Origin of the sequence: Streptomyces sp. NPDC048171 (genome assembly GCF_043202655.1) — a bacterium.
GTDB lineage: Bacteria > Actinomycetota > Actinomycetes > Streptomycetales > Streptomycetaceae > Streptomyces.
Genome location: NZ_JBIDAU010000011.1, coordinates 230,968 through 256,454, shown reverse-complemented (window position 1 = coordinate 256,454; position 25,487 = coordinate 230,968). Strand labels below are relative to the sequence as shown.

Below are 25,487 nucleotides of genomic sequence, written 5' to 3'. Positions count from 1 at the left end.
CGATCGGAGCGAGAGAACTGGCCTGACGCGTTCAAACTTAAAAGTCTGACTTTTGAGAGGGAAGGTCGTCCTGTGCCAGCCTGTGGTGAAACTGGGACACGCCCCGGCCCCGGGGTGCACGGGCGGGACGGCACGAGAAGGACATGGCGGACGAAAACAGTCAAGACGGCGCCGACGGCAGTGGCGGCGACGGGATCAGAACGTTTCCCTTCCCGGTCGATCTCAGCCTCCTCGGCGTCGGTATGCAGATCGGTCCCATGGGCGCGGGCCGCACCTGGCACGCGCACGCCCCGCTGCACCGTGTCCACCGCATCGACTTCCACGTCGTCATGCTCTTCACCGGCGGCCCGGTCCGGCACATGATCGACTTCACCGAGTACGAGGCCACGGTCGGCGATCTGCTGTGGATCCGGCCCGGACAGGTCCACCGCTTCTCGCCGGACAGCGAGTACCGCGGAACCGTGCTGACCATGCAGCCCGGCTTCCTGCCACGCGCCACCGTGGAGGCCACCGGCCTCTACCGATACGACCTGCCCCCGCTGCTCCGCCCCGACGAGGCGCGGCTGGCCGGCCTGACCGCCGCCCTCGGCCAACTGCGGCGCGAGTACGAGGACGCGACGACCCTGCCGCTCAGCCTGCACACCGCGGTGCTGCGCCACACGCTCTCCGCGTTCCTGCTCCGCCTGGCGCATCTGGCCGTCAGCTCCGCCCAGGCGGCCCGCGAGGGACGGGCGGACACGCCGTGGGACACGACCTTCACCCTGTTCCGCGAGGCGGTCGAGCGGGGCTTCGCCACCAATCACAGCGTCAGCGCCTACGCCGACGCGCTCGGTTACTCCCGCCGCACCCTGGTCCGCGCGGTGCGCGCGGCCACCGGCGAGACGCCCAAGGGGTTCATCGACAAGCGCGTGGTCCTGGAGGCCAGACGGCTCCTCGCCCACACCGAGATGCCGATCGGCCGGGTCGGCGCGGCGGTCGGCTTCCCGGACGCGGCGAACTTCTCCAAGTTCTTCCAGCAGCACACCGACCAGACGCCGGCGGCCTTCCGCGCCGAGCTGCGCTGAGCGGCCGGTCGCCGGCGCCGGCCTACGCACGACGAAGGGGCCCCACGGTGCGTGGAGCCCCTTCGCCCTCCTGCGGGGGGCTTGTGGCCGGGCCGCTCGCGGCTCAGCGGCCGAAGCTGAACCAGTTCACGTTCACGAAGTCGGCGGGCTGGCCGCTGGTGAACGTCAGATACACGTCGTGGGTGCCCGTCACCGACCCGATGTTCGCCGGAATCGTGCGCCACGACTGCCAGCCGCCCGTGTTGCCCACGGCGAAGCTGCCGACCGGCGTGCCGGTCCTGCTGTCCAGGCGCACCTCCACCAGACCGCTGACACCGGCCGGAGCGCCGCTCGCCACCCGGGCCTTGAACTGCGTGGCCGGCGTCGAACCGAAGTTCACGCCCTTGTACTGGACCCAGTCCCCGTTGGCGAGGGCGCCGAGGTTGCGACCGCCGCCCGCGTCCGAACTGCCCTCGGTCATGGTGCCGGACTGGGCGTCGTACGACTCGGCCTCGACGGCGCTGTAGGCGTCGCGGCCGCCGCCGGACGGCGGGGGTGTGGTGCCGCCCCCGCCGGCCGACAGCACCTGGACGTAGTCCACGAGCATGGAGTGGCCGGGCTGGGTGCCGGCGTCCGGGCCGCCGCCGAAGGCGTCCGGGAAGCCGCCGCCCATCGCCACGTTGAGGATGATGAAGTAGCCGTGGTCGGTGGCGTTCGCCCACGTCGTCGCGTCGACCTGGTTGGCACGGACGGTGTGGAAGTTGTTGCCGTCGACGTAGAAGCGGATCTCCTCCACGCTCGTCGAGCGGTCCCACTCCACCCGGTAGGTGTGGAAGGCCGCCTGGCAGGTGGCGCCGGGACAGGCGGTGCTGCCGCCGATGCCGCTGGTCTCGTTGCAGGGGCCGCCCGGCGAGGTGCCGCAGTGCATCGTGGACCAGACGGTGTTGAGGCCCTGGGTGTTCTCGAGGATGTCGATCTCGCCGACCGCGGGCCAGTTCCAGTAGTTGCCGCGGTAGGGGCCGCCCAGCATCCAGAACGCGGGCCAGTAGCCCTTGGCCGCGGCCCCGGTGACGTTCGGGACCTGGATGCGGGCCTCCACCCGCAGCTTGCCGCCGGCCGGGGGTTCGAAGTCGGCCCGCCTGGTCTCGATGCGGCCGGAGGTCCAGTTGCCGGCGGCGTCGCGGCGCGGGGTGATGCGCAGGTTGCCGCCGCCGTCCAGCGACACGTTGCTGGTGGACGACGTCATCGTCTCGATCTCGCCGGTGCCCCAGTTGGCGGGGCCGCCGGGGTACGAGGTGCCGGTCGCGTACTGCCAGTTGGAGGTGTTCACGCCGGAGCCGGCCGCGCCGTCGAAGTCGTCGGCGAAGACCTGGGTCCAGCCGGACGGGGGCGGCGGGACCGTCGCGTTCGCGGACGGGCCCGTCACCGCGGTCGCGGTCGCCGCGAGGGCGAGGGTGCCGACGACGGCCACCAGCGCCCGGCGCAGCGGCCGACGTCTGGGCGGGTTGCCGGAGGTCTCTCTCATGGGGGTCGCCTCTCAGGTGCGGGAGTGGGAAGCGGTACGCCCGAGCGCGCTCCTGGGGACGGAGCTTGAGAGCGCTCTCAGAGTGCGGCCAATGTGCTCTCGACCGCCGCCGCCGTCAAGAGGTGAAGCCGAGAAAGTCCCTGACGAGCAGGGGAGTTCAGCTCGTGAACGTCGCGAACCTCGCGAATGCGTGCAACCGCGCGGGGCGCGCCCGGGTCACGAGGACCGTGCGGGACCCTCCGTACCACGGCCCCCCGCCCCGGCTTCCGGACGCCACCCCAGCGCCCGGGAGATCCCCCGCGCCGCCACCCGCACCGCCGGGACGAGCGTCGGCACCCGGGCGCCGGCGTGCGGTACGACGACCGAGACGGCCGCGGTGACGGTCCCGTCCGCGCCGTACAGGGGAGCGGCCACCGACAGCGCATCGTCGGTGATCTGACGGTCGCTCACCGCCGCGCCGGTGCGCCGCACCTCCGCCAGCACCCGGCGCAGCAGCCCCGGGTCGGTGATCGTGTACGGCGTGAAGGAGGCGAGCGGTCCCGCGCGGTACGCCTCCTGGAACTCCGGTTCGCCATGCGCGAGCAGGGCGAGTCCGACCCCGGTGGCGTGCAGCGGCCAGCGGGCGCCGACGCGGATGTGCACGCCGACCGACGAACGTCCGGCCAGCCACTCGATGTAGACGACCTCACCGCCGTCCCGCACCGCGAGCTGCACGTTCTCGTGCGTCGCCTCGTACAGGTCCTCCAGGTACGGCAGCGCGACCTGCCGCAGCGCGAGGCCGCGCGGGGCGAGCGCGGCGACCTCCCACAGCCGCAGGCCCACGTGGTAGACGCCAGACGCGTCCCGCTCCAGCGCGCCCCACCGGGTCAGGGCGCGTACCAGTCGGTGCGCGGTGGTCAGACTCAGTCCGGCCCGGCGGCTGATCTCCGTCAGGGACAGCGCCGGGTGCTCGTGATCGAAGGCGGCCAGCACGGAGAGCAGTCGTTCGGGAGCGGTGAGGGTGTACTCGCCCGGACGGGGCTGGGAGCGGGGGAGGGCGGTCATGGCCGGGCGTCCTCCGGAAGGGAGGGGAAGGGGGAGGGGCGCGGAGCCGAGCGTACGGGGCCCGCCGGGGGGAGGACAGGCCTCGGCGGCGTATCCGGCTCCAGGGCGCGCACGGGAGGGACGCACCCCTGCTGCGGCCGCCCTGCTGGACAGGTGCATGATGAAGCCGACATCTGGGGGAAGGGGCGGGAATGGCGCACTTGACGGTGGGGAGACAGGGAGCGACGGCTCCCGCGGGGCCGGAGCGGGTCGGCGGCGCGGGCTGGACGGCCGCGTGGCTGACCGGGGCGGTGACGCTGTCGGCGGAGGGCGCGCTCGCGCTGGTCCTCTACTTCCTGGCGGGCTTGCGGGACGAGCACTATTTCGCGGCCGGCTTCCCGGCCTACGTCGGGTATCTCCTCGTGGCCGTGGTCGGCGTGGCCGCGCTCGGCCTGGCGGGGATGGTCGGCTCGGCGGCGGTCGTCCTGCCGGTCGTGCGGCTGGCGCGCCGGTCAGCCCGCAGGACTGGGCGGCCGGAGACGGTGCGCCGGTCTCTGGCCGCCTGCGGGGTGTTCGCCACGGTGGCCGCCGTGTGCTCCGGGGTTCCGACGGGGCTGCTCGGCGGCGGTTGGACGGTGCTCCCGCTGGTTCTTGTCGCGGCTTTCCTCGGCCTGGTGCCCGCCGTCCTGTGCGCACGGGCCGTGACCGTCATGCGCGGCACCGGTCGGCGGTTTGGTCTGGCCGGGGTGGTGTCCGTCTGCGGAGTGACGTTGCCGGCGGCGGTCCTCGTTGGTGGCCTGGTGGCCTACGGGACCGGCCTGATCCAGGGATACGAGCCGCCACGGCCCACCGCCGCGAAGCTCGTCGGTACCTGGACCGACGACCAGGGCGGCACCCTCGCCCTCCGGGCGGACGGCACCGCCGTGGCCGACGATCTGGGCGTCCCCACAGCGGAGGCGGCGTCGGGCGGGGGAGCACCCGAGCAGTGCAGTGGCTCCGGCTCGTGGGCGCGGAGCGAATCGCCGTCCGGAACCCCCCAGCTCGACCTCACTGGCAGCGGCTGTGTCGAGGGCATCGGCTGGCAGTTCGGCGGCACCGAGGAAGAGCCCACCCTCTTCTACTGGATCGGCGACCCTGACTCACTCGACCGGTACGTCTTGCACCGCGGATCGCCGGCGTCGTAATCCTGGCCGGGGGCGGGCAAACGCGAGGCCGACGACCCTTCCGGCGCGGCGGCTACGAGAACGTGGCGCCGGCTCTGTGCGAGCCGGCTCGGCATCCCGATCCTCCGTCCGCAACAGCGGCACCCGGTCGGTCCTCGACCCCGATGCCGACTCTCACACGAGGTGGCGGGGCCCCTCAGCCCCGCACCCCTCGTCGACGGCCGCACCGCGGGTACGCCCCATGCGGGCGTACCCGAGGCAGGCCCCCTACGCCGGAGCCCCCGCGGCCGGGTCCGGTGCCGAGACGTCCAGTGGGCGGGCGGACCGCGCCGCGAGCGGGACCGGGGCCACCGGGGCGGGCGGCTGGGCCGGCCCGGTGGTGAGGTCCGTGCGCTGCGTGGGCAGCGACACCGGTCGCAGGGGACGCGGGCCGGACACCACCGAGTAGTCCTGGCCCAGGAAGGGCGGCTCCAGCTCGCCCGGGTCGTCGCCCAGGGCCAGCCGGACGGCCGCCCACGGCACGTTGATCCCGCACAGCGCCAGTTGGTGCAGCCCGCCGGCCGGACGGGTGTTGACGTCCATCAGCACCGGCCGGTCCCCGTACATCCGGAACTGCACGTTGGACAGGTGGTGCAGCCCGAAGGCCTCCGCGATCCGCCGCGCGGGCGCCAGCCACTGCTCGTGGAGGGTGAAACCGCGGCGGCGGCCGTTCTTGGTCCGGCCGATCGCGAGCCGCACCCGGTTGTCGGGTCCGGTGAGGCAGTCCACCGACACCTCCGGCTGTTCGAGCCGCGGCATCACCAGCCAGTCGACCGGCTCCTCGGCCGCCCGCAGCGCCTCGAGGACCAGCGGCAGCGGAACGGACGGGCTCGGAAACCCGTTCAGGTGCGCGAGGGAGAAGGAGTCCCGGGTGACCATCCGGAAGCCCACGCCGCCCGCGCCGGAGGCCGGCTTGAAGCACGCCCGGTGACCGTGCGCCTCCAGCTCCTCCACCGCGACGACGAGTTCGTCGGCCGTGCGGACCCGCCACCACGGCGGCACCGGCACGCCGATCGCGCGGACCGCCTCGTAGGCGATCACCTTGTCCTGGAAGACCGCCACCGCCTCCGGGGGCGGCGCGAGCAGTGCCGTACCGGCGGCCTCGAACTCGGCGCGGTGGGCCACGATCGCGGACTGGTGCAGCCGGGGCACGAACACGTCGATGCCGCGTCGCGCGCACTGGGCCAGGGCGTACTCGACGTAACCGGCCGGGGACAGACCCTCCGGCTCCAGGTCGGCGGTGTCCGCGGCGGCCAGCACCGGGGAGTCCGGGTCGCCGTGCGTGGCATGGATCTCGACGGCCCGGTCGGCGGGATTTCTGCGCAGCTGATCCATGAAGAAGACGTTCTCCGCGTACGTACGGTTGAGCCAGACGCGTACGGGAGAAACCATGCAAGCCGCCTTTCGGGGTTCGCGGGCAGGGCGAAGCGGGCCGTGCCCGGCCAGGGGAGTGGAGGGACACCGGGGCCGCTCTGCGTGAAGGGAGAGTCGTGGCCGTGGTGTTGGGGCGATCATAGGGGTACCCGCGCCCCCGAGCGCAACGAGCGTCACACGGATGCTCCGGGCCGGCGCGGGCCGCTCTTGTGACGGCGTGGGGGATGTGATCTCGTGGCGTGCAAACGCGCACGCCGAAGGGGTGGGGGATGACGTCGACGTCCGGTGGCCGGGGGCAGCTGTGGGCCATCAGCGACCTGCACGTCGGATACGCGGAGAACCGGGCGCTGGTCGAGAAGATGCGGCCCGGCTCCGACGACGACTGGCTCCTGGTCGCCGGTGACGTCGCGGAGACTGTCGCCGACATCCGCTGGGCCCTCGGCACCCTCGCGGACCGCTTCCGCCGGGTCGTCTGGGCCCCCGGCAACCACGAACTGTGGACGCATCCCAAGGACCCGGTCACCCTCCGCGGCGTCGCGCGCTACGAGCACCTGGTCGAGGTGTGCCGAGAGCTGGGCGTGACCACACCCGAGGATCCCTACCCAGTGTGGGAGGGAGCGGGCGGACCGGCGGTCGTCGCACCGCTGTTCCTGCTCTACGACTACTCGTTCCTGCCCGACGGGTGCGCCACCATGGAAGAGGGGCTGGCGTACGCGCACGGCACCGGCGTGGTCTGCAACGACGAGTTCCTGCTGCACCCCGACCCGTACCCGAGCCGCGAGGCCTGGTGCCGGGCGCGGGTCGCGGACACCGAGCGCAGACTGGCCGCGCTCCCGGCGGAACTGCCGACGGTCCTCGTCAACCACTACCCCTTGGACCGTCACCCCACCGACGTCCTGTGGTACCCCGAGTTCGCCATGTGGTGCGGCACCGACCGGACCGCCGACTGGCACCGCAGGTTCCGGGTCGCCACCATGGTCTACGGGCATCTGCACATCCCGCGGACCACCTGGCACGAGGGCGTCCGCTTCGAGGAGGTCTCGGTGGGCTATCCGCGCGAGTGGCGGGAGCGGACCGGCCCGCCGGGACAGCTGCGCCGCATCCTGCCGTCGCCGGCGTCCGAGGAGGCGTCCCCTTGACCGCTCCCCTGATCGAGGAACTGCTGCCCGACACGGTCGTGGCCGTGGAGGCGCGCGGCCTCGACGACACCGGGCACCTCCCGCTCCTCCCGGAGGAGGAGCCGCTGATCGCACGGGCGGTCGCCAAGCGGCGGCGCGAGTACACCGTGGTCCGGTCCTGCGCGCGCCGGGCCATGGAGAAGCTCGGCGTGCCCCCGCAGCCCGTGCTGACCGGGGAACGCGGTGCGCCGCGCTGGCCGGCCGGCCTGACCGGGAGCATGACTCACTGCGACGGCTACTGCGCCGCCGCCCTGGTCCGCCTCACCGACCTGGCCTCCCTCGGCATCGACGCCGAACCCGACGGGCCCCTCCCGGAGGGCGTCCTGGAGGGTGTGGCGCTGCCCGCCGAGGTGGAGCGGCTGCGGCTGCTGACGGAGCAGCGGCCCGGCATCCACTGGGACCGGCTGCTGTTCAGCGCCAAGGAGTCGGTCTACAAGGCGTGGTTCCCCCTCACCGGGCTGTGGCTGGACTTCTCGGAGGCGGACATCGAGCTGACGGTGGACCCGGCCGATCCGCGCCGAGGCACCCTGCGCGCCGCCCTCCTCGTGCCCGGCCCGACCGTGGGCGGGCGGCGCCTGACCCACTTCGACGGCCACTGGAACGCCCGCGACGGCCTGGTCGCCTCGGCGGTCACGGTGCCGCACGCCTGACGGGGCGTCAGGGGCGGGGGCACCAGCTTCTCAGCAGCCGGAAGAACTCCTCCTCGTTCCCCGTGAGGCCCGCCGCCTCCAGGGCCCGGTCCGCCTCGGCGAGTACCGAGGGCGGGACGATCGGCGGGCGGGCGGCGCCGGGCGGTCCCGACGCGGTGTCGAAGCCGGCCCGCACCGTGTGCAGGAGGCGAAGATAGGCCTGCACGGCGGCGCGCTCGTGGTCGGTCAGTACGGTGGCGGTGGTCATCGCCCGGCTCTCCCCACAACGACGTCGGCGGTCACGTGCCCCCGCACGGCGGTGGCACCCTTCCAGCTTGCCGTCCACCACTGACAATCCCGCCGAACCGCGCCCCGCGCACCGGCCGGCACCGCCCGCTCGGGGGCCGTCAGCCCAGGTAGCCGAGCGACGCGCCGATCCGCCCCGCCAGATGGTCCCGCTGCACCGGTCCGCGCAGCGCCGAACCGGCGAGCCACGTCCGGCACTTGCTGGCGAGCAGCAGACCGAAGGCCTCCGCCTCCTTCTCCTCGGCGAGGTCGAAGTGGGAGCGGGCGGCGACCGCGCGCACGGTGGCCCGCAGCGCCTCCTCGTCCCGGTCCGCGCCGTCCCCGTCCAGCAGCCGGGCCGCCACCGCGGCGCCCTCGACGTGGTGGCCGCGGTGCCCGGCCTTCATGTGCCACAGCTCATGCCCGAGGATCACCAACTGGTGTTCCGGAGCGGTGCGTTCCTCAACCACGACCAGGTCCCGGTCGGCCATGTCGAGCCACAGTCCGCTGGCGGTCCCGGGAGGAAAGGCGGCCATGCGGAACACCACGGGACGGCCCCGTCGCCGGCTCATCGCCTCGCACAGGGCCGCGTACAGCTCGGTGGGCCGCGCGGGTGCCGTCAGGGCCAGCTCCTCGACCAGTTCGCCGCACAGGCGGCGCATCCCCTTGCCGATGCCCACGGTTCTCCCCACGCTCACGACGGGCTCACGACTCGGGCCGCTTGACGCTCTCCAGGAGCATGTCCAGCCACTCGGCGACCTTGTCGCGGTGCTGGTCGGTGGGCAGTTGGGCGGCGCGCCAGGCGATGCCGCGCACCCCGTGGTCCTGCAGCAGCCGCTCCAGCGGGTCGTCGGCGACGGCCGCCGCCCTCCGCTCCCGGTCGGCGAGCTGCTGGAGCAACTCCTGCTCGGTGTGCTGGAGGGCGCCCACGAGCGCCTCGGAGTCCTCGGCCGTGAGGAACCCGGCGTGCACCCGGAAGAAGCGCTGCAGGGCGTCGCAGTGCTCCATGGTCGGCCGCCGGTCGCCGTTGATGAGCGCGCCCGCCTGCTGCCGCGACATGCCGGCGCCGTCGGCGATCTCCTGCTGGGTGTACCTGCGGCCGTTCGGCTTCAGCCGGGTGCGGCGCAGCAGGTCGAGCCGTTGCAGGAAGCGCGTCTGCACATCGGGCTCACCCGCGGGCCGCCCGCCGAGCAGGGCACCGACCACGGGCTCGGGGACGCCGGAGGCCGCCGACAGCCGGCCGACGTCGAAGACCTCGGCGTGCGGCACGCCGAGCCGGTCCGCGAGCGCGGCGACCCGGGCGACTACGGCGGCCGGCGCGGTGGCCGGCATGGCGCCCGGATCCTCGAAGCCACCCGTCACCGACAGCTCCCCTATGTCTCTCACAGGCCTCACAGGCTTCTCACAAGCGGTTGCCGTGAACTCCCGGAGAGTAGCCTGCCGCTCGAACTCACATCCAGGTCTCGCCACAACTGTGGCCTATTTCAGCCGTCAACAGGCACGAAATGCCACGATAGTTGACACGCCTCGCGTCGGGGCACCAGGATCGGGACGCCGCGAGAAGGCCGCATAGGCAAGAGGGGTGACCTCCCGATGGCATTTCAGGCAGGAGGGCAGCGGCCGGCGCCGCCGCCCGGCCCCGCGACCCCCGAGACCCAGGCGTATCTCCAGGACTACACCGCCCTCCTGGACGCCGTGCCCTTCCCTTCTCTCGTCGTCGACCACCGCTGGGACGTGGTGCTGGCCAACGGCGCCTTCCGGACACTCTTCCGGGGCGCCGGACCGCACCCGACGGCCATGCCGGACGACAACTTCCTACGCTTCGTGCTGTTCCACCCGGACGCCGCCGAGGTGCTCGGTGAGCACGAGTCGAGCTGGTGCCTGCCCATGCTGGCGCACTTCGCCGCCACCCTGGAGCGGTACGGCCACGACCCCGGCCTCCAGGCGGTGCGCCGCGACATCGCCCAGGACCCGATCATGGAGGCCGCCTACCGCCAGGGCCTGCCCCACTGGATCCGCGCCGTCGGCGCCCGGGCGGTCGAACACGACGGTGCCGTACGGCCGCTGCACCACCCCGACCCGCGCCGCGGCACCACCGAGTGCCGGGTCGTGGTCGAAACGCCCCCGGCACTGGAGGAGTTGGGGTACACCCGGCTGACGCTCGTCCTGCGCGAGCCGCGCCGCACCCCGCACCGTCCGCAGCGCGCCCGCCGCACCGGCGCCTCCCACCTCAGGGTCGTCCCCGTAGCCGAGTGAACGGCGGTACGGCCGCCCGCGGCACTGTTCCCAGACAGTGTGGTGTGTGACATAGTACTGACGTGACGGAGTCGCTGACCTGCGATGTCGTAGTGGTCGGAGCCGGGATGGTGGGCGCGGCCTGTGCCTTGTACGCCGCCCGCGAGGGGCTCGACGTGATCGTGGTGGACCGTGGCCACGTGGCCGGCGGCACCACCGGAGCGGGGGAGGGCAACCTCCTCGTCTCGGACAAGGAGCCCGGCCCCGAGCTGGACCTCGCCCTGCTCTCCGCCCGCCTGTGGACCGCGCTGGCCGGGGAACTGGGCCGGGAGGTCGAGTACGAGCCCAAGGGCGGAGTCGTCGTCGCCCCCACCCCCGAGGCGCTGGCCGGCCTGGAGACGTTCGCCGCGGGGCAGCGGGCGGCCGGGGTGGAGGCGGTGTCCGTGTCCGCCGACCGGCTGCCCGACCTCGAACCCCACCTCGCCCCCGGCCTGGCGGGCGCCGTGCACTATCCGCAGGACGCCCAGGTCATGCCCGCCCTGGCCGCCGCCCACCTGCTGCGGGCGTCCGGCGCCCGGCTGCACACCGGCCGCACGGTGACCGGCTTCCTGCACGCCCCGGACGGCGCGGTGCGCGGGGTGCGCACCGACCGGGGCGCACTGCACGCCCCGGCGGTCGTGAACGCGGCCGGGCCGTGGGGCGGCGAAGTGGCCGCGCTGGCGGGCGTACGGCTGCCGGTCCTGCCCCGGCGCGGCTACGTCCTCGTCACCGAACCCCTGCCGCCCCGGGTGCGGCACAAGGTGTACGCGGCGGACTACGTCGCCGACGTGGCCAGCGACTCGGCGGCCCTGCAGACCTCACCGGTGGTCGAGGGGACCGCCGCCGGGCCGGTGCTCATCGGCGCCAGCCGGGAGCGGGTCGGCTTCGACCGCTCCGTCTCCCTCCCCGCGCTGCGGGCCCTGGCCTCCGGCGCGACCCGCCTCTTCCCCTTCCTCGCACGGGTGCGGGCCCTGCGCGCCTACGCCGGGTTCCGGCCCTACCTGCCCGACCACCTGCCGGCCATCGGCGCGGACCCCAGAGTGCGCGGCCTCTACCACGCGTGCGGGCACGAGGGCGCCGGCATCGGCCTGTCCACCGGCACCGGGCACCTGATCGCCGGGCTGCTGAGCGGCGCGCGGCCCGCCCTCGACCTCGCCCCGTTCCGCCCCGACCGCTTTCCCGAGGAGGTCCGGTGAATCCACTGCGGCTGGTCCGGGCGCGGCCCGCGCCCCTCTTCACGGTCACCGTCGACGGCAGGCGGACCGAGGCGCTGCCCGGCCGGACCGTCGCCGCCGTGCTCTGGGCGGCCGGCGTTACCTCCTGGCGCACCACGCGGGGGGCGGGCCGCCCGCGCGGGGTGTTCTGCGGGATCGGGGTGTGCTTCGACTGCCTGGTCACCGTCAACGACCGCCCGAACCAGCGGGCCTGCCTGGTGCCGGCGCGGCCCGGCGACGTGATCCGCACCCAGGAGGGCACGGGCCATGCGGACTGAACTCGTGGTGGTCGGTGCGGGTCCGGCCGGACTCGCCGCGGCGCTGGCCGCGGACGCGCGAGGGGTGCGGGTCACCGTCCTGGACGGCGCGGACGGGCCGGGCGGGCAGTACTTCCGGCAGCCCGCCGCCGCACTGGACGCGCGTCGGCCACGGGCGCTGCACCACCAGTGGCGCACCTGGGAGCGGCTCCGGGACGGACTCGCCACCAGCGGCGTGCGCGTCCTGCCGGACCATCACGTCTGGTACGTGGAGCCGGGGCCCGCCACCTTCACCGTGCACGCGCTGCTCGGCCCCGAGCAGGAGGAGCCGGTCGCCGTGCGCGCCGACGCGGTGCTGCTCGCCACCGGCGGCTACGAACACGTCCTGCCCTTCCCCGGCTGGACACTTCCCGGGGTCGTCACGGCAGGCGGCGCCCAGGCCATGCTCAAGGGCGGCCTCGTGGTGCCCGGAGCGACCGCCGTCGTCGCCGGGACCGGGCCGCTGCTGCTGCCCGTGGCCACCGGCCTCGCGGCGGCAGGCGTGCGGGTCGCGGCGCTCGTGGAGTCGGCCGGCCCGCGCCACGTCGCCCGGCAGGCCCGCGACCTGGCCGGCAAGTTCCCCGAGGCCGCCGGATACGCGGCCCGGCTGCTGCGCCACCGCGTCCGCCCCCGCACCCGGCACACCGTCGTCCGCGCCCACGGCGACGACCGCCTCACCGGTGTCACCGTCGCCGCCCTCGACACCGACGGACGCGTGCGGCGCGGCACCGGACGGTACCTGCCCTGCGACACCCTGGCCGTCGGCCACGGCATGCTCCCGCACACCGACCTCGCCGACGGGCTCGGCTGCCGCCCGGACGGGCCGACGGTGGCCGTCGACGCCGAGCAGCGCACCAGCGTCCCCGGGGTGTGGGCGGCGGGGGAGGCCACCGGTGTCGGCGGCGCCGAACTCGCGCTCGCCGAGGGACACATCGCCGGGCGTTCGGTCGCCGCCCGGCTGCGCGGCACCGAGCCCGACCCCGCCGGATGGGCGCAGGCCGCCGGCGCCCGCGCCCGGCTGCGGCGGTCCGCGGACGCCCTCGCCGCCGCCTTCACCCCACCCGCCGCCTGGACCGGGCAGATCACCGACGACACGCTCGTCTGCCGCTGCGAGGAGGTCACCGCCGGTGCCGTCCGCGAGGCCGTCGACGAGCTGGGCGCGGGCGACGTCCGCACCGTGAAGCTGCTGACCCGGGCCGGGATGGGCTGGTGCCAGGGCCGGATGTGCGGCGCCGCCGTCGCGGGCCTCGCCGGATGCGAACCCGCGCCCTCCCGGCGCGTCTTCGCCCGCCCCGTACCACTGGGCGTCCTCGCCCGCCCGGAACCCGGACCGCGAGACGAGACCCCCGAGCCGCGAGAGGAGACCCCCGAGCCGCGAGAGGAGACCCCCGACCCGCGAGACGAGAACCCCGACCCGCGAGACGAGAACCCCGACCCGCGAGACGAGAACCCCGACCCGCGAGAAGAAGACCCCCAGCAGCCCAAGAGAGGAACCTCATGACCGACCACCGTCCCTGGCGCGGCGTCCTCGTAGCCACCGCGCTCCCGCTCCACGACGACCTCTCCGTCGACTACGACGCCTACGCCGAGCACTGCGCCTGGCTCGTCGCCAACGGCTGCGACGGCGTGGTCCCCAACGGCTCCCTCGGCGAGTACCAGGTGCTCACCCCGGAGGAGCGCGCCCGGGTCGTTGAGACCGCCGTCGCCGCGGTCGGCGGTCAGCGCGTCATGCCCGGCGTCGCCGCCTACGGGTCCGCCGAGGCCCGCCGCTGGGCCGAGCAGGCGGGCGAGGCGGGCTGCGGGGCGGTGATGCTGCTGCCGCCCAACGCCTACCGGGCCGACGAGCGTTCCGTCCTCGCGCACTACGCCGAGGTCGCCCGGACCGGTCTGCCGGTGGTCGCCTACAACAACCCCATCGACACCAAGGTCGACCTGGTGCCCGAGCTGCTGGCCCGACTGCACGGCGAGGGACACGTCCACGGGGTGAAGGAGTTCTCCGGCGACGTCCGCCGGGCCTACCGCATCGCCGAACTCGCCCCCGACCTGGACCTGCTGGTCGGCGCCGACGACGTCCTGCTGGAGCTGGCGGTCGCCGGGGCGAAGGGATGGATCGCCGGATTCCCCAACGCGCTGCCCGCCGCCTGCGTCGAGCTGTACCGCTCGGCCGTCGCCGGCGACCTGGCCACGGCCGAGCCGCTCTACCGGCAGCTGCACCCCCTGCTGCGCTGGGACTCGAAGGTCGAGTTCGTCCAGGCCATCAAGGTCTCCATGGACCTGGCCGGACGCCGGGGCGGCCCCTGCCGTCCACCCCGCGTGCCCCTGCTGCCCGCCCAGGAGGCCGCCGTCCGCGCCGCCACCGAGAAGGCCCTCGCGGCCGGACTGGCGTAGCAAGAGCGCGAGGAAGGGAGCATCATGCGCAGCAAGCTCGTCCTGCACGCCGTCGACTCGCACACCGAGGGCATGCCCACCCGGGTGATCACCGGCGGCATCGGCACCGTCCCCGGCGCGACCATGAACGAACGGCGGCTGTACTTCCGCGAACACCGGGACGACGTCAAGCGGTTGCTGATGAACGAGCCGCGCGGGCACGCCGCCATGAGCGGTGCGATCCTCCAGCCGCCCACCCGGAGCGACTGCGACTGGGGCGTCGTCTACATCGAGGTCTCCGGCTACCTCCCCATGTGCGGCCACGGCACCATCGGTGTGGCGACCGTCCTGGTGGAGACCGGCATGGTCGAGGTCGTCGAACCCGTCACCGCCATCCGCCTCGACACCCCCGCCGGGGTCGTCGTCGCCGAGGTCGCGGTGGAGGGCGGCGCGGCCAGGGCGGTGACCCTGCGGAACGTGCCGTCCTTCGCCGTCGGCCTCGACCGCGAGGTGACCCTGCCCGACGGCCGGACGGTGACGTACGACCTCGCCTACGGCGGGAACTTCTACGCGATCCTGCCGCTGGAACGGCTCGGACTGCCCTTCGACCGGTCCCGCAAGGACGACATCCTCGCCGCCGGTCTGTCCCTGATGGCGGCGGTCAACGCCGAGGGCGAACCCGTACACCCCGAAGACCCGTCCATCCACGGCTGCCACCATGTCCAGGTGACCGCACCCGACTCCACCGCCCGCCACTCCCGCCACGCCATGGTGATCCACCCCGGCTGGTTCGACCGCTCGCCCTGCGGCACCGGCACCAGCGCCCGCATGGCCCAGCTGCACGCTCGGGGTGAACTCCCCACGCACACCGAGTTCGTGAACGAGTCCTTCATCGGCACCCGGTTCACCGGCCGGCTGCTCGGCACCACCGAGGTCGCCGGCATCCCCGCCGTCCTGCCCAGCTTCGCGGGCCGCGCCTGGATCACCGGCACCGCCCAGTACCTGCTGGACCCCGAGGACCCCTTCCCGGCGGGGTTCGTGCTGTGAGCGCGTCCGGTCCCGCGCTGCCCGTCCTCGGCGGCCGCAAGCCCAGCCACCGGGAGCGGGTCGTCGAGGCGCTGCGCGCCGCCCTGATCGCGGGCGAACTGCGCCCCGGCGAGGTCTACTCGGCGCCCGGCCTCGCCGCCCGCTTCGGTGTCTCCGCCACCCCCGTCCGCGAGGCGATGCTCGACCTGGTCCGGGAGGGCCTGGTCGACACCGTGCCCAACAAGGGGTTCCGGGTCACCGCCGTCTCCGAACGGCAGCTCGACGAGTACACCCACATCCGCTCGCTGATCGAGATCCCGACCACGGCCGGGCTCGCCACCACCGCCGACACCGTCGCCCTCGAGGCACTGCGCCCCGTCGCCGAGGAGATCGTCACCTCCGCACTGGCCGGTGACCTCATCGCCTACGTCGACGCCGACCTCCGCTTCCACCTGGGCCTGCTGGCGCTCGCGGGCAACGCCCACCTGGTGGAGGTCGTACGGGACCTGCGCCGCCGCTCCCGGCTCTACGGGCTGACGGCGCTGGTGGAACAGGGGCGGCTCCAGGCGTCGGCGGAGGAGCACCTGGAGATCCTCGACGCGCTGCTCGCCCGTGACGAGCAGGCCGTGCGCGCGGTGATGACACGGCACCTGGGACACGTACGAGGTCTGTGGACGGCCCCGGGTCAGTGAGGCGGCGGCGCGTCGGTCTTCACGGGAGGGGGCGTCCCCCGTTTCGCCGCCTGGATCTGCTCGTACACATGGGTGCGCAGCTCGGCGAAGCGGGGCGCGACCCGGGTGTGCACCTGGTCCCGCTCGGCCGGCAGGTCGACCTCGAGCTGCTCGCGCACGACCGTGGGGGAGGCGGACAGCACCACCACCCGTTCGCCCAGGTAGACGGCCTCGTCGATGTCGTGGGTGACGAACAGGACGGTGATCCCGCGCTCCCGCCACAGCCCTCGCACCAGGTCCTCCAGGTCGGCACGGGTCTGCGCGTCGACCGCCGCGAACGGCTCGTCCATCAGCAGCACCCCGGGCTCGTACGCCAGCGCCCGCGCGATGGCCACCCGCTGCTGCATGCCGCCGGAGAGCTGCCAGGGGTAGGCCCCGGCGGCGTCTGCGAGGCCGACCGAGGCCAGCGCGTCCGCGACCAGTTCCCGGCGCCGCGCCCTGCCCAGGTCCTTCTGTCTCAGGGGCAGTTCGACGTTCTCGCCGACCCGCATCCACGGGAAGAGGCTGCGCCCGTACTCCTGGAAGACGAACGCCATTCCGGGCGGCGGGCCGTCCACCCTCCGGCCCGCCAGGAACACCTCCCCGGCCGTCGGTTCGAGCAGCCCGCCCACGCACTTCAGCAGCGTCGTCTTGCCGCAGCCCGACGGGCCGACCAGACAGACCAGTTCCCCCGCCGCCACGGTGAAGGTCAGGTCGCGCACCGCCTCCACACGCCGCCCCGATCCCTCGTACACCTTCTTCAGGCCGCGTACGTCGAGCATGGACCGTCCTTTCGACAGACGTCACGGGGACCGCCGGGCGGCGGCGCGCAGGCCGTGGTACCAGCCCAGCGCCCGCCGTTCGACCAGCTGGAAGAGGACCGAGAGCACGAAACCGAGCAGACCGAGCAGCAGGATGCCGGTCCACATGCCGGGGATCGCGAAGGACCGCTGGAACTGCACGACGGTGAAGCCGAGCCCGTTGCTCGCCGCGAACATCTCGCTGATCACCATCAGGATGATGCCGATCGACAGTGCCTGCCGCAGGCCCGCGAAGATCTGCGGACTCGCCGCGCGCAGCACCACGTGCCGCAACCGTGCGACGCCCGTGACGCCGTAGCACCGAGCCGTCTCCGCCATCACCGCGTCGACCGCCCGGACGCCCTCCACCGTGTTGAGCAGGACCGGCCAGACGCAGCCGGCCGCGATGACGACGATCTTCATGGTGTCGCCGATGCCCGCGAACAGCATGATCACCGGCACCAGCACCGGCGGCGGCACCGCGCGCAGGAACTCCAGTACCGGCTCGCACACCGCCCGCACCCGCCGGTGGGAGCCGACCAGGGTGCCGACCGCCACGCCCGCGACGGCCGCGAGCGCGTAGCCCGCCGAGAGCCTGAGGACGCTGGGCAGCACGTCACCGCGCCAGCGCTCGCCGGTCCACACCTCGGGGAAGGACTCCAGAATGGTGCGCAGCGGCGGCCAGTACACGTCCTGGCTGCCGGCCGACGACACCCACCAGACGCCCACGAGTACCAGCGGCAGCGCGAGCGCGAGGACCACCCGCGACAGCACCCGCCTCACACCGCCACCTCCCCGCGCACCGACTGGTGCCAGGCCAGCGCCCGCCGCTCCACCGCCCGGGCCCCCACGTTGATCAGCAGCCCCAGCAGACCGGCCACGACGATCAGCGCGTACATCTCGGGCACCGCCTGCGAGGTCTGCGCGACGGCGATCCGGGCCCCGAGCCCCGGCGCGCCGATGACGAGTTCGGCGGTGATGGCGAGGATCAACGCGACCGCGGCCGCAAGCCGCACCCCGGTCATCACATACGGCAGCGCGGTCGGCCACAGCACGTGCCGGATCCGTGCCCAGGTGCCCAGACCGTAGGACCGCGCCGTCTCCTCGGCGACCGGGTCCACGTCCCGGACGCCGTACAGCACCTGGATCAGCACCTGCCAGAACGCCGCGTACACGACCAGGAGCAGTACCGACCGCAGTCCGGTGCCGTACAGCAGCACCGCCAGCGGGATCAGCGCGACCGACGGGATGGGGCGCAGGAACTCGATCGTGGACGCCGTGGCCTCGCGCAGGTACGGCACCACGGAGAGGACCACGCCGGTGACGATCCCGGCGACGGCCGCGACCGCCAGGCCCAGCGCCCAGCCGGTGAGGGTGTCGCCGAGCGCCGTCCAGAAGGCGCCGTCCGCGACCTCGGCGCCGAGCGCGCCGGCGATGCGGCTGGTGGGCGGGAAGTACTCCTCCTTCACCAGACCGAGCCTCGGCACCGCCTCGCCCAGCGCGAGGAAGGCCGTGAGCCCGGCCGCACCCAGTACGGCGTCGCCACCCCTCACGGCAGCAGCTCGTCCAGGTCGGGTGACTCCTTGAAGAGGCCGTCCGCCTCGCCGAGCCGCGCCAGTTCCTCGATGGCGGCGCGGTTCGGCTCGGCCGGCCACTTCGGCAGGGTCACCTTCGCCAGCACGTCCGCCGGGATCCTGGTGTACGTGGTGACGATCTCGCGCACCTCGTCCGGGTGGGCGTCGGCGTAGGCGAGGGACTCGGCGGTGGCCTCCTGGAACTTCTTCACCACCTCCGGGTTCTCCTGCGCGTACCGCGTGGAGGTGAAGTACATGGCGACCGTGAGCTTCGGAGCGATGTCGATCATGGGAGAGGCGATCTCCCGGCCGCCCTGGCTCTTGACCGTGGCCAGCGCCGGTTCCACCACCATCGCCGCGTCGATCCGGCCGGCGTCGAGCGCGGCGGGCATCTGGTCGAAGGCCAGCTCCACCAGCTCCACCTTGTCCGGGTCGCCGCCCGCCTCGCGCACCGAGGCCCGTACCGCGGTCTCGTTGATGTTCTTCAGCGTGTTGATGGCGACCTTCTTGCCCTCCAGGTCCTTCGGCGACTTGACCGGGCTGTCGCCCTTGACGGTCAGCGCCTCGAAGTCCGCGCCCACCTCTCCGGTGGAGGCGATGCCGTTGGCCACCGCCTTCACGGGCACGCCGTTGGACTGCGCGATCATCAGGGACGTCATGTTGCTGAAGCCGAACTGGAACTGACCGCTGACCACGCCGGGCACGATCGCCGCGCCGCCCTGCGCACTGGCGAACGACAGCTTCAGCCCTCGCTCCTCGAAGAAGCCCTTCTTCTGCCCCAGGTACAGGGGCGCGACATCGACGATCGGGATGAGGCCCACCTCGACCGAGGTGGTGGAGCCGGACGAGCCCGCGCCGTCCGGCCCTCCGGAGTCGTCGGACGAGCCGCACGCCGTCGCGGCGGCCAGGACGGACACGGCCGTGAGGCCGACGAACAGACGACGCATGGCTCCTCCTGTGGGACCGGACCGGGTACTCCGACAGGTTGTGCGCAGACAGCACGAACGTGCTCAGCGGGAACGTAGGGCCGCCGGGGAGTCCGGGTCAATGGGCTTGGCACGATGGGCCGTTGAGGATTCAACCGCGGCTCGTTGACACCTCGCGCGGCGCACTCGTAGCGTGCGCAGCGCGTACGGTCGTTCGTGCAGCCCGTCCCGCCGCGCGGCTCGCCGTGCGGCCTTCGCCGGAGGCCAGATGTCCGAAGACGCGCCCCGCGCCCCGCACTTCGTGAAGTCCTTCGAACGCGGCCTGGCCGTCATCCGGGCCTTCGACGCCGACCATCCCGCCCTCACTCTGAGCGAGGTCGCCCGGGCCTGCGACCTGACCCGCGCCGCCGCCCGCCGCTTCCTGCTCACCCTGGCCGACCTCGGCTACGTCCACACCGACGGCCGGCGCTTCCGCCTCACCCCGCGGGTGCTGGAGCTGGGCTACTCCTATCTGGCGGGCTTCACCCTGGCGCAGATCGCCGAGCCGTACCTGGAACAACTGGTGGCGCAGGTACGGGAGTCGTCCTCGCTCTGCGTCCTGGACGGCGACGACGTCGTGTACGTCGCGCGGGTCCCGACCAGCCGCATCATGACCGCGTCGATCACCGTGGGCACCCGCTTCCCGGCGCACCTGACCTCCGTGGGCCGGGTGATGCTCGCCGATCTGCCCGACGCCGAGATCGAGAGCCGGCTGGCCCGTGCCGACCTGCGCCCGCTCACCGCCCGCACCCTCGCCTCCGTGGACGCCCTGCGCGCCGAGCTGCGCCGGGTGCGCCGCCAGGGCTACGCGCTGGTCGACCAGGAGCTGGAGGACGGCCTGAGATCCGTCGCCGCACCGGTGCGCGACCGGGACGGCGAGGTGCTGGCCGGGGTGAACATCGCGGTGCACGCCGGCCGGAACTCCCTGGAGTCGGTGCGCCGCGACCTGCTGCCGCACCTCTTGGCGGCCGTCGCCCGGATCGACGCCGACCTGCGGATCACAGGTCCAGCACGAGCCGCCGGCCACGACAACGGGACACGCAGATGAGCATCGTCTCCCCGGCCGCCCGCTCCTCCTCGGTGAGCACCGAGTCCCGGTGCTCGGGCTCGCCCGCCACGACCTCGGTCTCACAGGTGCCGCAGGTGCCCTCCGTGCAGGAGAAGAGCACCTCGACGCCGGCTCCGCGCACCGCGTCCAGGACCGACACGTCCGGCTCCACGACGACCGTGCGGCCACTGCGGGCGAGCACCACCTCGAACCCCGGGTCCGGGCCCGCCGCTCGCGCCGGCGCGGGGGCGAACCGCTCCACGCGCAGCCGTCCCGCCGGGCAGCGCTCCCCTGCGGCGTCCAGCAGCGGACCGGGCCCGCAGCAGTAGACGAGGGTGTCGCCGGGCACGTCGTCGACCACCGGGCCGAGGTCCAGCCGCCCCAACTCTTCCTCGGGCACCAGCGTGACCCGCTCGCCGTACCGCTCCAGCTCGCCGGTGAAGGCCATGCCGGCCCGGGTGCGTCCGCCGTACAGCAGGCTCCACTCGGCGCCCGCCTCCTCGGCGGCGGCCAGCATCGGCAGGATCGGGGTGATGCCGATGCCGCCGGCGACGAAGCGGTAGCGGCGGGCCGCCTCCAGGCGGAAGTGATTGCGCGGCCCGCGCACCCGCACCCGGTCACCCACCTTCAACTCCTCGTGCACATGGGCCGATCCACCCCGGCCGTCGCGCTCGCGCAGCACCGCGATCCGCCACGCCGCCCGGTCGGCCGGGTCGCCGCACAGTGAGTACTGCCGCTCCAGGCCCGGGCCGAGGACGACGTCGACATGGGCGCCCGGCTGCCAGCGGGGCAAGTCCTCGTCCCGGGGGTGGCGCAGGGTCAGGGCGAGCACGCCCTCCGCCGCCATCTGCCGCCGCTCGACGACGAGTTCCGTCTCGGGCGAGGTCATGAGCCGCTGCCCACGGGCTGGTGCCCGCGCGGGTGCGCGAGCATCCACTCCCACATCGCGACCGGATCCCCGGCCGTGTGCTCGGCGCCGCAGTGACAGGTGCCGTGCAGGACGTCGGTGCCGGGCAGCCAGTCGACGCGGTAGACCTCGCCGGGGCGCGCGCTCACCGGGCCGCCCGCTCCGCCGGCCGCTCGCCCTCGTCGGCCAGCCGGGCCAGGATGCGGCGGGCGGCGAGGCCGCCGGTGTCGATGTTGATGCTCAGCTCCTGGTAGCCGGTCCGCTCGGTGCCGAGCGAGCGCTGGAGCAGGTTGAGCGCGTCCACGTCCTGCATGACGACCGTGTGGTTGTTCTTCCGCAGGAACTCGGTGACCTCGGCGTCATCCGTCGCCCAGTCCCGGGAGACCGCCCAGAAGTCGTACACCTTCCCGTCGGCGGACGGTGTGATCGCGTAGGTGATCTCGGTGTGGAAGCCCTCCGGGTCACCGCCGTCGGGCGCGGGCGGTACACCGGTCGGGGCGACCCTGCTGTGCAGCAGGTACAGGCAGGGCGCGTGGTACTCGATGTCCTGCCAGCGGTCGATGCGGCCCCGGACGCCCGTGGACTTCGCGTAGAACGGCGGGCACTCGGCGTCGTCCATGTGCCGGCTCACCCGGACGATCCCGGCGCCCTCGTCGACCTCCGTGGTGATCGGCGTCTCGGCGACCTCGGGCGTACCGATGTAGCCGCCGTGCAGATACGTCTCGTGCGAGAGGTCGAGCAGGTTGTCGACCAGCAGGCCCCAGTCGGCGTCGATCGGCTCCATGCCGCGGACCGTGACCCAGCCGGGGGAGTCGAGGTGCCGGGCGCGCGGTATCGCCTCCGGGTCGGCCGCGTCCCGGTCGCCGATCCACACCCACACCAGGGAGTCCCGTTCGGCCACCGGGTAGGAGGCGACACGGGCCGTGCGCGGGACGCGTTTCTGGCCCGGCACGTACACGCAGGTGCCGGTCGGGTCGTAGGTGAAGCCGTGGTACCCGCACACGATCCTGTCCCCGTCCAGCCGTGTCGGCGCCTCGGAGAGCGGAAAGCGGCGGTGCACGCAGCGGTCGTGCAGGGCGACCGGGGCGCCGTGCCGCGTGCGGAAGAGGACCAGCGGCTCACCGAGGACCGTGCGTCCCAGCAACTCCCGTCCCACCTCGTGGCGGTGGGCGGCGACGTACCACTGGTTCCTGGCGAAGGCGGTCGTGTGCGGCATGGGCGCTCCCGTCGTCGACGTCGTGTGGCTCACACCATGGCGACGTGCCCCCACCCCGGCAAGGAGCCTTCCGTCCAGCGGAAACCTTCCGCCCGGCCGCCCGTCCCGCGAAGTTACCCGTGCGTTCCGCACGTCGGAGTCATGACAGCGGTAACTGTCCGGAGCGGTACGCCGCGTGACAGCGTCATCCCCGTCAGCGACCGGCGGAGGGAGAAGGCGTGAACAAGGGCTATGCCGTCTACTGCGACGCGGATCCGTCGTTCTACGACGCTCCGCACCGCACGGCCCTGCGCGGCGGCTCCCGGCACGCCCGGTACGCCGCGGCCTCGGCCCCCGTGCCGGACGGGTGGCAGCGCAACGAGAGCGGGGACTGGCTCGCCCTGCGCCCCGTCGAGACCGACCTGCCCGACCAGGGGTGGAAGATCCACGTCTCCGCCTGCCTCGACAACGCGGAGTCCGTGCTGGAGCGCGTCCTGCGGCACTGCGTCGACGGCGGCACCGCCTTCAAGTTCGTGCCCAGCCGCTACCTGCTGCACCAGCGCAACGCGAAGTACGCGGACCGCGCCGGCAGCGGCAAGTTCATCACCGTGTACCCGGCCGACGAGGCGGACTTCGAACGGCTCGTGGGGGAGCTGTCCGACCTGCTGGCCGGCGAACCCGGACCGCACATCCTCAGCGACCTCCGGATCGGCGACGGCCCCGTGCACGTCCGGTACGGCGGCTTCACCCGCCGCAACTGCTACGACGCGGACGGCGAGCTGCGGCCGGCCGTCACCGGCCCCGACGGCGTCCTGGTGCCCGACCTGCGCGGCCCGGTCTTCCGGGTACCGGACTGGGTCACCCCGCCCGCCTTCCTGGGCCCGCACCTCGAAGCCCGCTCCGCGGTCACCCTGGCCGAGCTGCCCTACACCGTCGAGTCGGCGCTGCACTTCTCCAACGGCGGCGGGGTCTACCTCGCCCGGGACAGCCGCACCGGCGAGCAGGTCGTCCTCAAGGAGGCCCGTCCGCACGCCGGTCTCGCGGCCGACGGGGCGGACGCCGTGACCCGGCTGCACCGCGAACGCCGGGCGCTGGAGCTGCTGTCGGGCCTCGGCTGCACGCCCGAGGTGCGCGACCACCTCACGATCGGGGAACACCACTTCCTCGTCCTGGAACACCTCGACGGCAAGCCGCTCAACACGTTCTTCGCCCGCCGCCATCCGCTCATCGAGGCCGACCCGGACGAGCGAAGACTGGCCGAGTACACCGCCTGGGCCCTGGACGTCCACGCGCGGGTGGAACGCGCCGTCCAGGACGTGCACGCCCGGGGCGTGGTCTTCAACGACCTGCACCTGTTCAACATCATGATCCGCGAGGACGACAGCATCGCCCTGCTGGACTTCGAGGCCGCCCACCACGTCGGTGAACTGGGCCGGCAGATCGTGGCCAACCCGGGGTTCGTGGCCCCCGCCGACCGGCGGGGCGTGGCCGTGGACCGGTACGCGCTGGCGTGCCTGCGGCTCGCGCTGTTCCTCCCGCTCACCAGCCTGCTGGCGCTCGACCGGCGCAAGGCGGCCCACCTCGCCGACGTGGTGGCCGAACAGTTCCCCGTGGACCGGGCCTTCCTGGACGCGGCGGTCGACGAGATCACGGCCGGTGCCGACGGCGTCCCCGCGGCGACACGGCCGGCCGGACCGGTGGCGCCGGTCCGCCCGGACGACTGGCCCCGCAGCAGGGACTCGATGGCCGAGGCCGTCCGCGCCTCCGCGACGCCGTCCCGCACGGACCGCCTCTACCCCGGCGACATCGCGCAGTTCGCCACCGCCGGCGGCGGCCTCGCCTTCGGCCACGGAGCGGCGGGAGTGCTGTACGCCCTGGCGGAGAGCGGGGCGGGCAGGGACGAGGACGGCGAGCAGTGGCTGCTGGAGCGGACCAAGCAACCGCCCTCGGGCATGCCGCTCGGCTTCCACGACGGGCTCGCCGGAATCGCCTGGACCCTCGACCGGCTCGGTCACCGCGACCGCGCGCTCGACCTCGCCGAACTCCTCCTCGACCAGCCCCTCGACGACCTGGCCCCCGACCTGCACAGCGGCACCGCCGGACTGGGCCTGGCCCTGGACTCGCTCGCCGCCACCACCGGGGAGACGGCGCTGCGCACGGTCGCCCTGCGCTGCGCGGACCTGGCGGCCGGCTCCCCGCGGACCACGGCGGAGAGGTCCGGCCGGATCCGCGCCGGGCTGCTGTACGGCGCCTCGGGACGCGCCCTGCTCTTCCTCCGGCTCCACGAACGCACCCGGGACGGCGCCCTGCTCGACCTCGCCCGTGACGCGCTGCGCCAGGACCTCGCCCAGTGCGTGCGCGGCGCGGGCGGCGCGCTCCAGGTCGACGAGGGCTGGCGCACCATGCCCTACCTGGGCGCGGGCAGCGTGGGCATCGGCATGGTCCTCGACGACTACCTGGCGCACCGCGAGGACGAGGAGTTCGAGCGGGCGCGCGGCGAGATCGTGGCCGCCGCACAGGCCATGTTCTACGCCCAGCCGGGCCTCTACCGGGGCGTCGCCGGAATGGTGCTGCACCTCGGCCGCACCACGGCCACGGCACCCGGCACCGGCCCCGAGGCCCTCCGGCGCCAGCTCGACGCGCTGTCCTGGCACGCCATGTCCTACCGCGACCGGCTCGCCTTCCCCGGCGAGCAGATGATGCGGCTGTCCATGGACCTCTCCACCGGAACGGCCGGATGCCTGCTGGCCGTCGCCTCAGTCCTCGGCGACGAGCCCGTCGGTCTGCCGTTCCTCCCGCCGCTGCGCACGAGCAGCGGCCCCGAGACTCGGCCCCGCCCGGGGTCGTGAAAA

26 protein-coding genes are annotated in these 25,487 nt (G+C 73.7%); 13 read left to right on the top strand and 13 right to left on the bottom strand.

Features of this window, described 5'->3' with window-relative positions:
* Positions 1–143: 143 nt before the first annotated feature.
* Entirely contained in the window at positions 144–1,064 is a 921-nt protein-coding gene (locus ACGF3J_RS30100) for an AraC family transcriptional regulator (protein WP_393855183.1), read from the top strand.
* Between the two features lie 103 nt (positions 1,065–1,167).
* Here the strand turns inward: ACGF3J_RS30100 and ACGF3J_RS30095 are convergent, their stop codons facing one another.
* Positions 1,168–2,568 carry a glycoside hydrolase family 16 protein gene (locus ACGF3J_RS30095; RefSeq protein ID WP_161329763.1) on the bottom strand — a complete coding sequence of 467 codons (1,401 nt, stop codon included), beginning with the start codon at positions 2,566–2,568 and terminating at the stop codon, positions 1,168–1,170.
* Positions 2,569–2,784: 216 nt separating this feature from the next.
* Positions 2,785–3,612 (bottom strand): IclR family transcriptional regulator, encoded by an 828-nt coding sequence (locus ACGF3J_RS30090; protein WP_161329764.1) that lies wholly within the window; start codon positions 3,610–3,612, stop codon positions 2,785–2,787.
* 191 nt (positions 3,613–3,803) lie between these two features.
* Between ACGF3J_RS30090 and ACGF3J_RS30085 the strand changes: the two genes are divergently transcribed.
* Positions 3,804–4,775, top strand: coding sequence for a hypothetical protein (locus ACGF3J_RS30085; RefSeq protein WP_393855182.1), 972 nt, complete (start codon positions 3,804–3,806; stop codon positions 4,773–4,775).
* 246 nt (positions 4,776–5,021) lie between these two features.
* Here ACGF3J_RS30085 and ACGF3J_RS30080 read toward each other — a convergent pair whose 3' ends face one another.
* Positions 5,022–6,185 carry an ATP-grasp domain-containing protein gene (locus tag ACGF3J_RS30080; protein WP_393855181.1) on the bottom strand — a complete coding sequence of 388 codons (1,164 nt, stop codon included), beginning with the start codon at positions 6,183–6,185 and terminating at the stop codon, positions 5,022–5,024.
* A gap of 251 nt (positions 6,186–6,436) precedes the next feature.
* Between ACGF3J_RS30080 and ACGF3J_RS30075 the strand changes: the two genes are divergently transcribed.
* Positions 6,437–7,306, top strand: coding sequence for a metallophosphoesterase (locus ACGF3J_RS30075; protein ID WP_161328362.1), 870 nt, complete (start codon positions 6,437–6,439; stop codon positions 7,304–7,306).
* 8 nt (positions 7,307–7,314) lie between these two features.
* Positions 7,315–7,995 carry a 4'-phosphopantetheinyl transferase gene (locus ACGF3J_RS30070; protein ID WP_161328377.1) on the top strand — a complete coding sequence of 227 codons (681 nt, stop codon included), beginning with the start codon at positions 7,315–7,317 and terminating at the stop codon, positions 7,993–7,995.
* Positions 7,996–8,002: 7 nt separating this feature from the next.
* Here ACGF3J_RS30070 and ACGF3J_RS30065 read toward each other — a convergent pair whose 3' ends face one another.
* The 3 genes from ACGF3J_RS30065 to ACGF3J_RS30055 all read right to left on the bottom strand — a co-directional run bounded on the left by ACGF3J_RS30065 (position 8,003) and on the right by ACGF3J_RS30055 (position 9,621).
* Positions 8,003–8,242 carry a hypothetical protein gene (locus tag ACGF3J_RS30065; RefSeq protein WP_386930769.1) on the bottom strand — a complete coding sequence of 80 codons (240 nt, stop codon included), beginning with the start codon at positions 8,240–8,242 and terminating at the stop codon, positions 8,003–8,005.
* A 139-nt stretch (positions 8,243–8,381) separates the two neighbouring features.
* On the bottom strand, positions 8,382–8,921 hold the full coding sequence (locus ACGF3J_RS30060) for a toxin-antitoxin system, toxin component (protein ID WP_202557985.1): 540 nt from the start codon (positions 8,919–8,921) through the stop codon (positions 8,382–8,384).
* A gap of 43 nt (positions 8,922–8,964) precedes the next feature.
* On the bottom strand, positions 8,965–9,621 hold the full coding sequence (locus ACGF3J_RS30055; protein WP_161328379.1) for a helix-turn-helix transcriptional regulator: 657 nt from the start codon (positions 9,619–9,621) through the stop codon (positions 8,965–8,967).
* A gap of 231 nt (positions 9,622–9,852) precedes the next feature.
* Between ACGF3J_RS30055 and ACGF3J_RS30050 the strand changes: the two genes are divergently transcribed.
* The 7 genes from ACGF3J_RS30050 to ACGF3J_RS30020 all read left to right on the top strand — a co-directional run bounded on the left by ACGF3J_RS30050 (position 9,853) and on the right by ACGF3J_RS30020 (position 16,128).
* Complete coding sequence (locus ACGF3J_RS30050; protein ID WP_161328364.1) at positions 9,853–10,515, top strand: hypothetical protein; 663 nt, start codon at positions 9,853–9,855, stop codon at positions 10,513–10,515.
* Between the two features lie 62 nt (positions 10,516–10,577).
* On the top strand, positions 10,578–11,729 hold the full coding sequence (locus ACGF3J_RS30045; protein ID WP_393855180.1) for an NAD(P)/FAD-dependent oxidoreductase: 1,152 nt from the start codon (positions 10,578–10,580) through the stop codon (positions 11,727–11,729).
* Positions 11,726–12,025 carry a (2Fe-2S)-binding protein gene (locus ACGF3J_RS30040; protein ID WP_393855179.1) on the top strand — a complete coding sequence of 100 codons (300 nt, stop codon included), beginning with the start codon at positions 11,726–11,728 and terminating at the stop codon, positions 12,023–12,025. The genes ACGF3J_RS30045 and ACGF3J_RS30040 overlap by 4 nt, the downstream gene beginning before the upstream one ends.
* Entirely contained in the window at positions 12,015–13,544 is a 1,530-nt protein-coding gene (locus ACGF3J_RS30035; protein WP_393855178.1) for an FAD-dependent oxidoreductase, read from the top strand. The genes ACGF3J_RS30040 and ACGF3J_RS30035 overlap by 11 nt, the downstream gene beginning before the upstream one ends.
* The gene (locus tag ACGF3J_RS30030; RefSeq protein ID WP_393855177.1) at positions 13,541–14,431 is read left to right on the top strand and encodes a dihydrodipicolinate synthase family protein; all 891 of its coding nucleotides are present in this window, start codon (positions 13,541–13,543) and stop codon (positions 14,429–14,431) included. Before ACGF3J_RS30035 ends, ACGF3J_RS30030 begins: the two co-directional genes overlap by 4 nt.
* 24 nt (positions 14,432–14,455) lie before the next feature.
* Positions 14,456–15,457 (top strand): proline racemase family protein, encoded by a 1,002-nt coding sequence (locus tag ACGF3J_RS30025; RefSeq protein WP_393855176.1) that lies wholly within the window; start codon positions 14,456–14,458, stop codon positions 15,455–15,457.
* Complete coding sequence (locus tag ACGF3J_RS30020; protein WP_393855175.1) at positions 15,454–16,128, top strand: GntR family transcriptional regulator; 675 nt, start codon at positions 15,454–15,456, stop codon at positions 16,126–16,128. Before ACGF3J_RS30025 ends, ACGF3J_RS30020 begins: the two co-directional genes overlap by 4 nt.
* Here the strand turns inward: ACGF3J_RS30020 and ACGF3J_RS30015 are convergent.
* Genes ACGF3J_RS30015 through ACGF3J_RS30000 form a run of 4 tightly spaced genes read right to left on the bottom strand, consistent with a single transcriptional unit; the run spans position 16,122 to position 19,467 of the window.
* A complete protein-coding gene (locus tag ACGF3J_RS30015; RefSeq protein ID WP_161328371.1) occupies positions 16,122–16,928 on the bottom strand; it encodes an ABC transporter ATP-binding protein in 807 nt (268 codons plus the stop codon). The two genes, ACGF3J_RS30020 and ACGF3J_RS30015, sit on opposite strands and share 7 nt — an antisense overlap.
* A 21-nt stretch (positions 16,929–16,949) precedes the next feature.
* A complete protein-coding gene (locus tag ACGF3J_RS30010) occupies positions 16,950–17,729 on the bottom strand; it encodes an ABC transporter permease subunit (protein WP_161328372.1) in 780 nt (259 codons plus the stop codon).
* Entirely contained in the window at positions 17,726–18,499 is a 774-nt protein-coding gene (locus ACGF3J_RS30005) for an ABC transporter permease (RefSeq protein ID WP_161328373.1), read from the bottom strand. Before ACGF3J_RS30005 ends, ACGF3J_RS30010 begins: the two co-directional genes overlap by 4 nt.
* Positions 18,496–19,467, bottom strand: coding sequence for an ABC transporter substrate-binding protein (locus ACGF3J_RS30000; RefSeq protein ID WP_161328374.1), 972 nt, complete (start codon positions 19,465–19,467; stop codon positions 18,496–18,498). Before ACGF3J_RS30000 ends, ACGF3J_RS30005 begins: the two co-directional genes overlap by 4 nt.
* Positions 19,468–19,714: 247 nt before the next feature.
* Here ACGF3J_RS30000 and ACGF3J_RS29995 point away from each other — a divergent pair, with 247 nt between their 5' ends.
* Positions 19,715–20,533: an IclR family transcriptional regulator C-terminal domain-containing protein gene (locus ACGF3J_RS29995; protein WP_161328375.1), complete on the top strand. Its 819-nt coding sequence runs from the start codon at positions 19,715–19,717 to the stop codon at positions 20,531–20,533.
* Here ACGF3J_RS29995 and ACGF3J_RS29990 read toward each other — a convergent pair.
* From ACGF3J_RS29990 to ACGF3J_RS29980, 3 genes are read right to left on the bottom strand one after another with little or no spacing between them, the layout of a single operon-like run.
* Positions 20,484–21,422 (bottom strand): PDR/VanB family oxidoreductase, encoded by a 939-nt coding sequence (locus ACGF3J_RS29990; protein ID WP_393855174.1) that lies wholly within the window; start codon positions 21,420–21,422, stop codon positions 20,484–20,486. The genes ACGF3J_RS29995 and ACGF3J_RS29990 overlap by 50 nt on opposite strands.
* Positions 21,419–21,589: a hypothetical protein gene (locus tag ACGF3J_RS29985; protein ID WP_202558143.1), complete on the bottom strand. Its 171-nt coding sequence runs from the start codon at positions 21,587–21,589 to the stop codon at positions 21,419–21,421. The genes ACGF3J_RS29990 and ACGF3J_RS29985 overlap by 4 nt, the downstream gene beginning before the upstream one ends.
* Positions 21,586–22,656 (bottom strand): aromatic ring-hydroxylating dioxygenase subunit alpha, encoded by a 1,071-nt coding sequence (locus tag ACGF3J_RS29980; RefSeq protein WP_161328995.1) that lies wholly within the window; start codon positions 22,654–22,656, stop codon positions 21,586–21,588. Before ACGF3J_RS29980 ends, ACGF3J_RS29985 begins: the two co-directional genes overlap by 4 nt.
* Before the next feature lie 218 nt (positions 22,657–22,874).
* Here ACGF3J_RS29980 and lanKC point away from each other — a divergent pair, with 218 nt between their 5' ends.
* Positions 22,875–25,484, top strand: coding sequence for a class III lanthionine synthetase LanKC (gene lanKC, locus ACGF3J_RS29975; RefSeq protein WP_393855173.1), 2,610 nt, complete (start codon positions 22,875–22,877; stop codon positions 25,482–25,484).
* Positions 25,485–25,487 lie beyond the last annotated feature (3 nt).